Origin of the sequence: Mycobacterium colombiense, from assembly GCF_001672755.1 — a bacterium.
Classification (GTDB): domain Bacteria; phylum Actinomycetota; class Actinomycetes; order Mycobacteriales; family Mycobacteriaceae; genus Mycobacterium; species Mycobacterium colombiense_C.
Genome location: NZ_LZKI01000058.1, coordinates 21772 through 34714, shown reverse-complemented (window position 1 = coordinate 34714; position 12943 = coordinate 21772). Strand labels below are relative to the sequence as shown.

General features: G+C 69.1%; 13 protein-coding genes. 10 read left to right on the top strand and 3 right to left on the bottom strand.

Annotation, left to right across the window (positions count from 1 at the left end):
• The first annotated feature begins 244 nt into the window (after nucleotides 1-244).
• On the top strand, nucleotides 245-1087 hold the full coding sequence (locus A5708_RS07820) for an SDR family NAD(P)-dependent oxidoreductase (protein WP_065028071.1): 843 nt from the start codon (nucleotides 245-247) through the stop codon (nucleotides 1085-1087).
• A 30-nt stretch (nucleotides 1088-1117) separates the two neighbouring features.
• On the opposite strand, the gene A5708_RS26040 is transcribed toward A5708_RS07820, so the two are convergent.
• Together A5708_RS26040 and A5708_RS07815 are read right to left on the bottom strand one after the other, a co-directional pair.
• Nucleotides 1118-1378, bottom strand: coding sequence for a hypothetical protein (locus A5708_RS26040; RefSeq protein WP_081292856.1), 261 nt, complete (start codon nucleotides 1376-1378; stop codon nucleotides 1118-1120).
• 83 nt (nucleotides 1379-1461) lie between these two features.
• Nucleotides 1462-1836, bottom strand: a complete 375-nt coding sequence (locus A5708_RS07815; protein ID WP_065028070.1) for a hypothetical protein — start codon at nucleotides 1834-1836, stop codon at nucleotides 1462-1464.
• A gap of 298 nt (nucleotides 1837-2134) precedes the next feature.
• On the opposite strand from A5708_RS07815, the gene A5708_RS27765 reads away from it, so the two are divergent.
• The 9 genes from A5708_RS27765 (at nucleotide 2135) to A5708_RS07775 (ending at nucleotide 11794) form a co-directional block, all read left to right on the top strand.
• The gene (locus A5708_RS27765; protein ID WP_269199379.1) at nucleotides 2135-2263 is read left to right on the top strand and encodes a hypothetical protein; all 129 of its coding nucleotides are present in this window, start codon (nucleotides 2135-2137) and stop codon (nucleotides 2261-2263) included.
• A 38-nt stretch (nucleotides 2264-2301) separates the two neighbouring features.
• Nucleotides 2302-2808: a hypothetical protein gene (locus A5708_RS07810; protein WP_065028074.1), complete on the top strand. Its 507-nt coding sequence runs from the start codon at nucleotides 2302-2304 to the stop codon at nucleotides 2806-2808.
• 18 nt (nucleotides 2809-2826) lie between these two features.
• Nucleotides 2827-3573 carry a gluconate 2-dehydrogenase subunit 3 family protein gene (locus A5708_RS07805; RefSeq protein ID WP_065028069.1) on the top strand — a complete coding sequence of 249 codons (747 nt, stop codon included), beginning with the start codon at nucleotides 2827-2829 and terminating at the stop codon, nucleotides 3571-3573.
• Nucleotides 3573-5270 carry a GMC family oxidoreductase gene (locus A5708_RS07800; protein WP_065028068.1) on the top strand — a complete coding sequence of 566 codons (1698 nt, stop codon included), beginning with the start codon at nucleotides 3573-3575 and terminating at the stop codon, nucleotides 5268-5270. The genes A5708_RS07805 and A5708_RS07800 overlap by 1 nt, the downstream gene beginning before the upstream one ends.
• Nucleotides 5263-7053 carry a glycoside hydrolase family 15 protein gene (locus tag A5708_RS07795; RefSeq protein ID WP_065028067.1) on the top strand — a complete coding sequence of 597 codons (1791 nt, stop codon included), beginning with the start codon at nucleotides 5263-5265 and terminating at the stop codon, nucleotides 7051-7053. Before A5708_RS07800 ends, A5708_RS07795 begins: the two co-directional genes overlap by 8 nt.
• A 31-nt stretch (nucleotides 7054-7084) precedes the next feature.
• On the top strand, nucleotides 7085-8101 hold the full coding sequence (locus A5708_RS07790; protein ID WP_065028066.1) for an SDR family oxidoreductase: 1017 nt from the start codon (nucleotides 7085-7087) through the stop codon (nucleotides 8099-8101).
• Nucleotides 8089-9204, top strand: coding sequence for an enolase C-terminal domain-like protein (locus A5708_RS07785; protein WP_419538312.1), 1116 nt, complete (start codon nucleotides 8089-8091; stop codon nucleotides 9202-9204). Before A5708_RS07790 ends, A5708_RS07785 begins: the two co-directional genes overlap by 13 nt.
• Nucleotides 9205-9303: 99 nt before the next feature.
• Nucleotides 9304-9990, top strand: coding sequence for a PAS and ANTAR domain-containing protein (locus tag A5708_RS07780; RefSeq protein WP_065028065.1), 687 nt, complete (start codon nucleotides 9304-9306; stop codon nucleotides 9988-9990).
• Nucleotides 9991-10012: 22 nt separating this feature from the next.
• On the top strand, nucleotides 10013-11794 hold the full coding sequence (locus tag A5708_RS07775; RefSeq protein WP_065028064.1) for an ABC-F family ATP-binding cassette domain-containing protein: 1782 nt from the start codon (nucleotides 10013-10015) through the stop codon (nucleotides 11792-11794).
• 37 nt (nucleotides 11795-11831) lie between these two features.
• Here the strand turns inward: A5708_RS07775 and A5708_RS07770 are convergent, their stop codons facing one another.
• Nucleotides 11832-12893 (bottom strand): type III polyketide synthase, encoded by a 1062-nt coding sequence (locus A5708_RS07770; protein WP_065028063.1) that lies wholly within the window; start codon nucleotides 12891-12893, stop codon nucleotides 11832-11834.
• Nucleotides 12894-12943: the final 50 nt, after the last annotated feature.

Below are 12943 nucleotides of genomic sequence, written 5' to 3'. Positions count from 1 at the left end.
CCTTAAAATCCTGTGCAGTCAGCCATATCACCCGACATTAGTCCCACAATGTGGCGGCTATGCGCTTCCGATTTGAAGTCGCGCCGCAGCGCCGTTTCGAGGAGGTTTCTTCGACGGCGTCCCGCGCCATCGGGTAGCTGTCGGTCGCGCCTTCGCACGCCCGGCCTTCTCGCACCCGATCCAGCGACGCCGCAGACTCCGGATGAACGGCCCTAGCAGCGCAGACGGCGCCTATCCTTCCCTCATGACGTCGAGCTTGTCGGGCAAGGTCGCATTCATCACCGGTGGCGCTTCGGGCATCGGCGCCGCGCTGGCCACCACGTTGGTCGAGGGCGGCGCGGAGGTCTGGCTCGCCGATCGCCAACTGGCCGCGGCGCAGGAGCTGGCGCAACGCCTCAGCAGCGGCGGCACGAAGGCGCACGCGATCGAACTTGACGTCCGCGACTATCCCGCGTTCGAGGGCGCGGTCGCCGAGGCGGCGCGGACATCCGGGCGAATCGATTACCTGTTCAACAACGCCGGCATCGGGGTCGGCGGCGAGGTCGACTCCTACACCCTCGACGACTGGAACGACGTCCTGGCGGTGAACCTGCACGGGGTGGTGCACGGCGTCCAGGCGGTGTATCCGATCATGATCCGGCAGCGCTCGGGCCACATCGTGAACACGGCGTCGATGGCGGGTCTGCTGGCCGGTCCCGGCACCGTCAGCTACACCGCCTCCAAGCACGCCGTCGTCGCGCTGTCCAAGGCGTTGCGGCTGGAGGCCGAACGTCACAATGTGAAGGTGTCGGTGCTGTGTCCCGGCGCGATCCGGACCCCGATCCTCACCGGCGGCAGGTACGGCCGCCTGAACATCGGGGCCAGCGACGAGGAGATACTCAGATCCTGGGAACCGGCGCGGCCGATGGCGCCCGACAAATTCGCCGCCCTCGTGCTTCGTGCCGTGCTGCGAAACAAAGCGATCATCATCGTGCCGGCCTGGTGGAAGGCGCTGTGGTACCTGGAGCGCCTCTCGCCGACCATCTCGATGCAGGTGGGACGACTCGTGCTCAAGCGGTTGCGCGGAATATCTTCCCGCGCAACGTGATCCGCTGCGTGGTCACCGCTCTACACGGCATCAGTGCCAGTTTTGATCCCACGGGCCGTTGTGCCAGTGACCCTGGTCGCGGGCTTCACCGTCGTACCAGTGGTCGTCGTGGCAGCGACCCGCGTCCCAGTTACCGCCCCAGCCCGGATCCCACCACTGGCCGGGGCACCAGTGGTACTCCGGCAACGGCGCGGGATGGGCGTGGGCGATTGCGGCCGCCCCAGACCCGGCGAGCCCTAACCCAGCGGTCAAGGCGACCGCTGATGCTGCGATGCGCACAGTCTTGTTCATGATCGCCTTGTACCCACGTCAGCGCAGACCAATCCGGTTCCGTGGCAGGAATTTACGCAGGCCACGAGCGTAAGCGGCGCCTCTCAAGATTCGGACGTCCAGCGATCGAGGCGCGCCTGAGCGGCGAGCCAGTTCCGGCCGCGTCGTCGCAACTCCTGCGCCATCCGGCGGTCCTCCTCCGCGAACCTGCGGTGCTCAGCCGCATGGGCCCGCAAAAACGCGCTTCGACGTCCGCCGCGGTCAGCCGAGTCCTCGAAGGCCTGCGCGGTTCGATCCTGACTGACTGCCGATAACCCCAAACTTTCGACCGCGGCCTGCACGCTGTCCGCCGCAAGCCGCCTCGCCACCCCGGCCGCTTGTCGCGCCTGCTCCGCCCGCTGCCCGGCGAGCACCGCCTGCGCCACGGCATGCAGGTGCTCGCTGGACTCGAGCGGGTCATTTCTCGTCGTCTGCACCATCAGTGTGTTCCCGTCCTCGCTGCAGGATTGACGCTCCGGCGCGCCTCAAACCGGCTGGCCGCCTGCGCTCCTGAAAGCACGCTGAGAACCGGCCGCGGCGCCGTTTGCGCAGCAGAACGCCGGGTACACAGCGGTTGCGCTTCGGTCGCGACGCGTTGTCGGGGCCTTCTCGGTTGAAAGACACAGCTGGGCGCTTCCAGTTTTCTGGGCGGGCTTCGGCGACCGTCACTGCACGGGCAGTGTCGGGTGCCGAAGCCTGCCGGATCGTGTTCTTTCCAACGCGAAGGCGAGGTGGCCCATGGGCACGACGTCGGCGGATTCGCTCGGCGACGCGGGCATCGGCGGCGCATTCATTCGGACATTCGTTGCCTTCGGCGCGCCCAGGGCGGCCAACCAGTTCATCAACCACGCCACACCCGGCCGGTAATCACCGGCCGGGTACGGGCGCGACGGGAAGGGATGCACATGTTGTTGCTGGGCAACGGCGGAGGGTTGAAAGACCGCACCGCCGGCAGCGACGGACTCGGTGAGGTCCAACATCTGGCCGGGCGAGCGCTGTACGAGGTCGCGCACGGCCGATTCGAACGCTCGCTGTCCGGGCTGACCGCCGTGGCGGCTCTGGTCACGACGGCCGAAATCTACTTCGAGCACTACAAAGCCAGCTTCGGCAACAAATGGATGTGGAGCCCGATCGTGGTGACCCCGCCGGTGGTCGTCGCCGGAATCGGTGGGGTGTTCTCAAAGCGCTGGGCCAAGCTCTGGCTGCCCATCACCGCGGGCATCTATACGGCCAATGGACTGATGGGCGAATACCTGCACGCCCGCGGCGTCGCGCGCAAGCCGGGCGGGTGGAAGAACGCGTCGTACAACGTGCCGATGGGGCCGCCGATCGCGGCGCCGGGATTGATGTGCATGGTCGGCGGGATGGGGTTGCTGGCGTCGATACTGCGCCGCGAACGGTTCCGCGGTTAGGGCGCTGGGATTTTCGAGATGGCCGACACCTCACGCCCCGACCACCTGCCCAACCTGCGTCCCGACGGCAAGCCGCCGCACCCGTCCTGGCTGCCCAAGCAACGCCGCGGTGTCACGCCGCAGATGATCGGGCGCTATCCCGATTACGACGTGCTGGAAACCGCCGACACGTGGGACGAGGCCACCCGGAAGGTGGTGCTGGCCCGGCTCGAACCGCCCTGTCCCCTAAGGTTTTTCACGCCCGAAGAGGAGCCGTGCCTGCGCGCGTTCTGCGACACGGTGCTGGCGCAAGACGTCGAACCGCGGGTTCCCGTGGCCGAGTCGGTCGACTCCAAGCTCACCGACGGGCGCCTCGACGGCTACCAGTACGCCGACATGCCCGATGACCGTGACACCTGGCGGCTGGTGCTGCGCGGGCTCGACGAGGCGGCGTCGACCCACTACGGCGCAGCCTCATTCGCCGACGCCGATATCACCACCCGCGAGGCGATCATCGATAAGTTCTCGCAGGCAGACCTGCAGGGCGGGGCGTGGGAGAGCCTGAACGTCAAGCGGGCGTGGTCGGTGTGCATGCGAATGACGTTGTCGGGCTTCTACTCCCACCCGTGGGCGTGGAACGAGATCGGGTTCGGCGGCCCGGCCTACCCGCGTGGTTTCATGCGCCTCGGTGGTGCCACCGGACCGGCCGCCGCGCGCGAACCGTACGAGACCCGCGGCGCCACCGACGAGGATCCGGTGCAAATCGTGAACAACGGGGAGTTGTGATGGGCGACTTCTTGCGGGGCCTGTTCAAGGGCGCGGTCGAACCGAAGAACAACGATTCGCGATTCCTGCTCGACGTGCACACGCGCGACCTGCCCGGCGAGAAGACCATGCGCCGGTACGCCGACGACGACGAGGTCGATCTGGTTGTGGTGGGCGCCGGTGCCGGCGGCTCGGTGCTGGCGCAGCGTCTGGCCCGGCGGGGCTGGCGGGTCGTGATCCTCGAGGCCGGCCCGTTCTGGCACCCCGACGAGGACTGGGTGTCCGACGAGGCCGGCTCCCATGCGCTGTATTGGACGCAGAAACGCATCATCGGCGGCGACGACCCGATCGAGCTGGGTAAGAACAACTCCGGGCGTGGCGTGGGCGGTTCCATGGTGCACTATGCCGGATACACCCCGCGCTTCCACCCCAGCGACTTCGAGACCTACACGCGGGACGGGGTCGGGGCGGACTGGCCCATCCGTTACCAGGACATCCGCCGCCACTACGAGCAGGTCGAGCTCGAGCTGCCGGTGGCCGGCCAGAACTGGCCGTGGGGCGATCCGCACCGCTATCCCTTTGCACCGCACCCTATTTCGGGTGCTGCCGCCAAGATCTGGCGGGGCGCGCTCAAGCTCGGCATCGAGATGCGGGTGGGGCCGGTCGGCATCGTCAACGGAACGTTCGGGAACCGGCCGCACTGCATCTACCGCGGCTACTGCCTGCAGGGCTGCAAGGTCAACGCCAAGGCCAGCCCCTACGTCACGCACCTCCCCGACGCGCTGGCCCACGCCGTGGAGATCCGCGCCAACTGCATGGCCTCCCGCGTCGAGCTCGACGAGAGCGGCACGGCTCGGGGCGTGGTCTACTACGACGAGATTGGCGGCAAGGAGCGGCGGCAACGCGCCAAAGTCGTTGCCATTGCCGGGTATTCGATCGAGACGCCGAGGCTGCTGCTGAACTCGGCCAGCGACCGCTTCCCGAACGGGTTGGGCAACAACGACGATCAGGTCGGGCGTTATGTGATGGTGCAGGGCGCCACCCAGTCCGCGGGCCGGTGGTCCGAGGAGGTCCGGATGTACAAGGCACCGCCCCCGGAGGTGACCTCCGAACAGTTCTACGAGACCGACCTCTCGCGTGGATTCGCCCGCGGCTTCGCCATCCAGACGGTGTCGCCGATGCCCATCGGCTGGGCCGAACACGTGCTCGCCGAAGGGCATTGGGGACGCGCCATGCGGGAGTACATGCGCGACTACAACCACTGGGCGACCGTCGGCGTGCTCAACGAGCTGCTGCCGCTGCCGGACAATCGGGTGACGCTGGCCGACGAGAAGGATCCGTACGGCATTCCGGTGGCCCGGTTCGACTACACCCTCTGCGACAACGATAAGGCCAACATGGCCTACTCCACCAAGGTGATCGGCGACATCCTGCATGCCGCCGACGCCCAGGACGTGCTCACCATCGAGCGTTTCGCCCACCTGATCGGCGGCGCCCGGATGGGCACCAGCCCGCAGAATTCCGTCGTCGACTCCGATCAACGCGTCTGGGGCGTGCCGAACCTGTTTCTCGCCGACGGCTCGGTGTGCCCGACACAGGGCTCGGCGAATCCCGCGCTGACCATCATGGCGCTGGCCTCGCGGCTCGCCGAGCGACTGGCCGGCGGGGAGATCGATACCACCGCCGGACGGAGGTCGGAGGCGGGAGCCCGTGGCTGACCAGACGATCGACGTTCAGACGACGTTCGCGCCGCGGGTGCTGCGCGAGTACGCGCTGCTCGCCGACGGCGAGCGGGGCGCGCTGGTCGGGCCGCAGGGCGACGTCGCGTGGATGTGCGCGCCGCACTGGGACTCCGACGCCGTCTTCTCCAATCTCATTGGCGGCGGCGGTATTTACGCGATCACCCCGGTCGACGTCCGGCACGTGTGGGGCGGCTATTACGAACCGGGCAGCCTGATCTGGCGCAACCGGTGGATCACCCGCGACAGCACCGTGGAATGCCGTGAAGCGCTGGCGTTTCCGGGGGATCCGGACCGGGTGGTACTGCTGCGGCGGCTCACGGTGTGCCGCGGGACGGCGCGCGTGCGGGTGCTGCTGGCCCCGGGCGCGGCGTTCGGTCGGCACGGCCTCGGCCAGCCGGCCTCCGACGGCGGCGTGTGGAGCGGCCGGTCCGGCCGGTTGCGCTGGCGCTGGCTGGCCGGCTGCGACGTGCACACCCGCAAAGCCGCGCACGACAACGGCGAAATGCTCACCTGTGAGATCACCCTCGAGGAGGGCCGCCAGCACGACCTCGTGCTGGAGCTGTCCGAACGCGCGCTGCCCGACCAGCCCCCCGATCCCGACCTGGCCTGGGACGCCACCGCGGCCGCCTGGCAGCGCAGCGTGCCCCGGCTGGAGTGCACCATCGCCCCCCGCGACGGAAGCCACTCCTACGCGGTGCTGCGCGGCCTGACCAGCAGCGGCGGCGGCATGGTGGCCGCCGCGACGATGAGCCTGCCCGAGCGCGCACACACCAATCAGAACTACGACTACCGCTACGCCTGGATCCGTGACCAGGTGTACGCCGGCATGGCGGCCGCCGCGGTCGGCACGACCGAATTGCTGGACCGTGCGGTCGAATTCGTCGGCGCCCGGCTGCTCGAGGACGGCCCGAACCTCAAGCCCGCCTACACGGTCACCGGCGGCGCGGTGCCCAGCGAAGAAGGGCTCGACCTGCCGGGCTATCCCGGCGGCGCCGACAAGATCGGCAACTGGGTCAACCAGCAATTCCAGCTCGACGTGTTCGGCGAGGCGCTGCAGCTGCTGGCCAAGGCGGGCGCCGTGGACCGGCTGGACGCCGACGGGTGGCGCGCCGCGCAGACGGCCATCAGGGCCATCGAAAAGCGTTGGCGCGAACCGGATGCCGGGGTCTGGGAGGTGGACGACGAGCACTGGTCGCAGTCCCGGCTGGCCTGCGTGGCCGGATTGCGCGCCATCGCCAAGGTGGCCGGCGCGGGTCCGGAGGTGGCGGCGTGCGCATCGCTGGCCGATGCGATCCTGGCGGACACGGCGTCGAGCAGCCTGCACCCGCACGGCTATTGGCAGCGCAGCCCGCGGCTGACGGGGGTGGACGCGTCGCTGCTGCTGCCTCCGGTGCGCGGCGCGGTGCCCGGCGACGACCCGCGCACCCGGGCGACCCTGGACGCCGTTCGCCGGGAGCTCACCGACGACGGGTTCGTCTACCGCTTCCGGCACGACGAGCGCGACCTCGGTGACGCCGAGGGCGCCTTCCTGCTCTGCGGGTTCATGATGGCGCTGGCCGAAGACCAACTGGGCCATGGGCATTGCGCGATGCGCTGGTTCGAACGCAACCGCGCGGCGTGCGGGCCGCCGGGGCTGTTCTGCGAGGAGTACGACGTGCGGCAGCGTCAACTTCGCGGCAACCTGCCCCAGGCGTTCGCGCACGCGCTGATGCTCGAATGTACGGCCACCCTCACCGACGACGACGCCCACCATGAATGACCACTCCGACCGAGCGAGAGGCAGTTCTGCGATGACACAGACCGTGGTGATCACCGGAGCCAGCGCGGGCATCGGCCGCGCCACCGCCCAGCAGTTCGGCCGGCGCGGCGCCAACGTCGTCCTGCTCGCCCGCGGCGCCGCCGGACTCGACGGGGCCGCGCGTGACGTCGAGGCCAGCGGCGGCAAGGCACTGGCCATCCCGACCGACGTGGCCGACCACTCGGCCGTCGTCGCCGCCGCCGACGAGGCCGAGGCCGCATTCGGTCCCATCGACGTCTGGGTCAACGTCGCGTTCACGTCGGTGTTCGCGCCGTTCACCGAGATCAGCGCCGGGGAGTTCAAACGCGTGACCGAAGTGTCCTACCTCGGGTACGTGCACGGCACCATGGCGGCGCTGGCCAAGATGCGCCCCCGCAACCGGGGCACTATCGTGCAGGTGGGTTCGGCGCTCAGCCAGCGATCGATCCCGCTGCAGTCGGCCTATTGCGGCGCCAAGCACGCGATCAACGGGTTCACCGAATCGGTGCGCTGCGAGCTGATTCACGAGGGCTCGAAGGTGCGGATCACCGTCGTGCAGATGCCGGCGGTGAACACCCCGCAATTCTCCTGGGTACTGTCCCGGCTGCCCCGCCATCCCCAGCCGGTACCGCCGATCTACCAGCCCGAGGTCGCCGCCCGCGGCGTCCTCTACGCCGCCGATCATCCAGGGCGAAAACAATTCTGGGTCGGCGATTCCACCATGGTGACCCTGCTGGGCCAGAAGTTCGTCGCGCCGCTGCTGGACCGTTACCTGGGCCGCACCGGATACGACTCCCAACAGACCTCCGAACACGTCAGCCGCGACCGGCCCAACAACCTCTGGCAGCCGCTGGACTCCGAGCCGGGCACCGACCACGGCCCACGCGGCCAGTTCGACGACCGGTCGCACGCGCACAGCCCGCAACTGTGGACGTCGCAACATCCCGTCGTCAGCGGCACCGGCGCGCTGAGCGCCGCCGGGGTGGGCGCCTGGCTCGCGGCCCGGGCGCGCCGCCGGTGGGCACGATGACGCCCGAAGCGCGGATCGAGGAGGTCACCGCGCAGATCTACGAAATCCCCACCGACGCACCGGAAGCCGATGGCACCCTGTCCTGGACGTCGACCACGCTGGTGCTGGCCGAGGTTACGGCCGCCGGCAGACGCGGGATCGGCTACACCTACGCCGACGGGGCGTGCGCCAAGCTGATCGACGGCAAGCTCGCCGACGCGCTCACCGGCCACAGTGCCGTGGACATCCCGGCACGGTGGGCGTCGATGGTCGCGGCGATGCGCAACAACGGGCGGCCAGGCCTGGCCTCCTGCGCGATCTCTGCGGTCGACACCGCGCTGTGGGATCTCAAGAGCAAGCTGCTGGAGCTGCCGGTATGCCGGCTGCTCGGCATGGCGCGCGCGGAAGTGCCGATCTACGGCAGCGGCGGCTTCACCACCTACGACGAGCGCACCACCCGCGCCCAGCTCGAACGCTGGGTCCACGAGTGGAAGATCCCACGGGTGAAGATCAAGATCGGTGAGTCGTGGGGCTCCGACGTGAGCCGCGATCTGGATCGGATTGCCCTGACGCGCAAAGTGATCGGCCCGGACGTCGAACTATACGTCGACGCCAACGGCGGCTACGACCGCAAGCAGGCGATCCGGGTGGCCCACGCGATGGCCGACCACGGCGTCACCTGGTTCGAGGAACCCGTGTCCTCCGACGATCTGGACGGGCTGCGGGAGGTGCGCGACCAGGTGACCCCAGACGTCACCGCCGGCGAGTACGGCTACGACCTCGCGTACTTCAACCGCATGCTCGCCGCCGACGCGGTCGACTGCCTGCAGATCGACGTCACTCGTTGCGGGGGCATCACCGACTGGGTGCGCGCCGCGGCCGTCGCCGCCTCCTACAACGTGGACGTCTCGGGACACTGCGCTCCCAACCTGCACGCCCACGTCGCCACCACCATCCCGAACCTGCGGCATCTGGAGTACTTCCACGACCACCACCGCATCGAACACATGCTCTTCGACGGCGCACTGCCGCCCGATGGCGGCGCATTGCGGCCCGATCAACACCGGCCGGGGTTCGGCCTGGAGTTCAAATACGAAGACGCCGAGCGTTATCGGATGACCTGACGGCAGGCACCGTCCGTCCGCCACAGGGCGAGGTATGGACGCGGGCAAAAAGGGGAATCGATATTGCAAGGATGCACGGAAGGGTTAAGGACACGCGCGATGGCAGTGAACTTCAACGACGAAACTGTTGAGCGCCCTGAGGCGCTGGTGTCTGACGTCGTCGAGGGTGGCGAGCTGAGCGCGGTCGACCTGGTGCTGGGTCTCGGTGAGCCACAGCGCGTCGGCCGGTTCTGGTTCCACCTCGACGGCCATCGCTGGGAGTGGTCGGATGCGGTGGCGCGCATGCACGGCTACAAGCCGGGCCAGGTGGAGCCCACCACGGAACTGCTGCTGCAACACAAGCATCCCGATGACCGCGAGCGGGTGGCCGCCGTGCTGGACCGGGTGATGAAGGGCAAGCCGTTCAGCAGCCGGCACCGCATCATCGACACCGCCGGGCGCACCCGCTGCGTCGTCGTCGCCGGCGATCGCATGCTCGACGCCAGCGGGGCGTTGGCCGGCACGTCCGGGTTCTACGTCGACGTCACCGATTCACTGCACTCCGACATCACCAACGTGCTCTCGGCGGTGGCCGAAGCCAGGGCACGCATCGAGCAGGCCAAGGGCGTGCTGATGACCGCCTACGGCATCTCGGCCGAGCATGCCTTCGACATTCTGGTGTGGCGTTCCCAGGAGACGAACCTCAAGCTGCGCGACGTCGCCAGCCGCTTCCTGGACGCCGTGGCCAGCAAGGCGTCGTCGGAAACCCAAAGCCAAGTGGACCAGGCTCTGCTGACCCTGGGCTAGCGGCGACAGTAGGGTCGGCCCAGTGGCGCACCTACTTGGAGCTGAGGCCGTACACCTCGAGTATCCGACTCGGGTGGTCTTTGAATCGATCACGCTCGGGGTCAACGACGGCGCCCGCATCGGCATCGTCGGGCGAAACGGCGACGGCAAATCCAGCCTGCTGCGGCTGCTGACCGGCCAGCAGCGGCCCGACTCCGGCCGGGTCACCCGGCGCAGCGGGCTGCGGGTCGGCGCGCTGAGCCAGGCCGACACCCTGGACCCGGAACACAGCGTGGGCTACACGCTCGTCGGCGAGGCGGCCGAACACCAGTGGGCCGGTGACGCGCGGGTCCGCGATGTGGTCGCCGGGCTGGTCTCCGACATCGCTTGGGAGGCAACGGTTGCCACGCTCTCCGGCGGCCAGCGCCGCCGGGTGCAGCTGGCCAGGTTGCTGGTGGGCGAATGGGATGTCATCGCACTCGACGAGCCCACCAACCATCTGGACATCGAGGGCATCACCTGGCTGGCAAGCCACTTGCGCCAACGCTGGGCGCGCAACACCGGCGGACTGCTGCTGGTGACCCACGACCGCTGGTTTCTCGACGAGGTCGCCACCACCACGTGGGAGGTGCACGACGGGATCGTCGAACCGTTCGACGGCGGGTACGCGGCCTACGTCCTGCAACGCGTCGAACGGGACCGGATGGCCGCCGTCGCCGAGGCCAAGCGGCAAAACCTGATGCGCAAGGAGCTGGCGTGGCTGCGCCGCGGGGCGCCGGCGCGGACGTCCAAGCCCAAGTTCCGGATCGAGGCGGCCAACCAGCTGATCGCCGACGTGCCGCCGCTGCGCAACACCGTCGAGCTGGCCAAGCTGGCCACCGCGCGGCTGGGCAAGGACGTGGTCGACCTGCTCGACGTGTCGGTCTCGTTCGACGGACGCCCGGTGCTGCGTGACATCGAATGGCGGATCGCCCCCGGCGAGCGCACCGGCATCGTCGGGGCCAACGGCGCCGGCAAGTCGACGCTGCTGGGGCTGATCGATGGCACCATCACGCCGGACGCGGGACGGGTCAAGCGCGGCAAAACCGTGCGGCTGGCCGTGCTCGATCAGCAGGGCGACGCCCTGGCCGCGGTCGGCGGCGACCGGATCGCCGACGTGCTGGGCAGGCTGCAGGGGGGCTATCAGGTCGACGGCCGCGAGGTCACCCCGGCGCAGCTGCTGGAGCGGCTCGGGTTCGGCCGCGGCCAGCTGTCCGGCCGCGTCGAGGATCTCTCCGGCGGGGAGCGGCGGCGGCTGCAGCTGATGCTCACGCTGTTGTCCGAGCCCAACGTGTTGCTGCTCGACGAGCCGACCAACGACGTCGACACCGACACCCTGGCCGCGATGGAGGACCTGCTCGACTCGTGGGCGGGCACGCTGATCGTCGTGTCGCACGACCGCTACCTGTTGGAGCGGGTCACCGATCAGCAGTACGCGGTGCTCGACGGCCGGTTGCGACACCTGCCCGGCGGTGTCGACGAATACCTGCGACTGGCCGAGCAGCGGACCGGCGAGGCGGCCACCGGACCGACGCGGCCGTCCGAGCCCGCCCCCCAGGCGATGTCCGGCGCGCAACGCCGCGCCGCGGAGAAAGAGGTGGCCTCGGTCGATCGCCAGCTCGCGCGGCTGGCGGACCGGATCGAGGACAAGCACAACGAACTCGCCGCGCACGACCAGTCCGACCACGTCGGCGTTACCCGCCTCACCCAGGAATTGCATGCGCTCGAAGACGAGGTGGCCGCGACGGAGAGCCGCTGGCTGGAGCTCTCCGAGCTGCTCGAGTGAGGTGGGCGCGACGGGCCGGCGCGACGCGGCCAAGCGCTCAGTGCCAGCGCAGCAACACCAGTTCGGAGCCGAAGCCGGGACCCATCGCGAGCATCAGCCCGGGGCTGCCGCCGGGCGGCGGTTTGGCGATGGTGTCGCGCAGGATGTGCAGCACCGACGCCGACGACAGGTTGGCGACTTCCCCGAGCGAGCGCCACGTCAGTTCCTGCGCCTCCGGCGGCAGTTCGAGGCTGGTGGCGATCGTGTTGATGACCTTGGGGCCGCCGGGGTGGGTAACCCAGGCGCCGATGTCTTCCTTGGTCAGCCGGTGTGCGGCGAGGAAGCTGTTCACGTCGTCGGCCAGGTAGCGGTCGATCACCTTCGGCAGTTCCGGGGACATCGCCAGCTGCATGCCGTCCGAGCCGATGTTCCAGCCCATAATGTGCAGCGATTCGGGGTACTGACGGCTGCGCGAAGCCAGGATGTCGGGTCCGGCGGAATTCAGCTGCTCCGCGCGACGGTCGCCGACCGCGACGACGGCCGCGGCGCCGTCGCCGAACATCGCGGTGCCGACCAGTCCCGACACGGTCGGCCTGACCGTCGGGAAGGTGAGCGAACACAGCTCGACCGACACCAGGGCGGCGACGCCGTCCGGCGCACCGCGCAGGTAGTCGTGCAGCCGGCCCACGCCCCCGGCCCCGGCGGCGCAGCCCAGCCCGAACATCGGTATCCGGCGCACGTCCGGGCGCAGGCCCAGCCGGCCCACCAGCCGGGCGTCGAGCGACGGCACCGCAATGCCGGTGACGGTCGTCGTGGCGATCATGTCGATGTCTTGCGGTTGCAGCCCGGCCTCGTCGAGCGCGCCCAGCAGCGCGTCGCAGCCCAGCTCCAGGGCCTTGTCGATGAAGATCTCGTTGGTCGCGCTGAAGTCGGTGAGGTCGTGGTAGCGCTCGAGGGGCAGCACGAAGTGACGGCTGTTGACCTTGGCGGCGGCGTGCAGCCGCCGGACGACCTCTTCGTGCTCCTTCAACGTCGGCAACTCGACGAGCTGGTCGGTGATTTCGCTCTGGCTATACCGATGTGGCGGCAACGCGCCGAAAACACCCGCGATGACGCTCATGCTCTACCTTCTTGATTGCCAACCAGCAGAAACGCTCCCCTTAAACACGA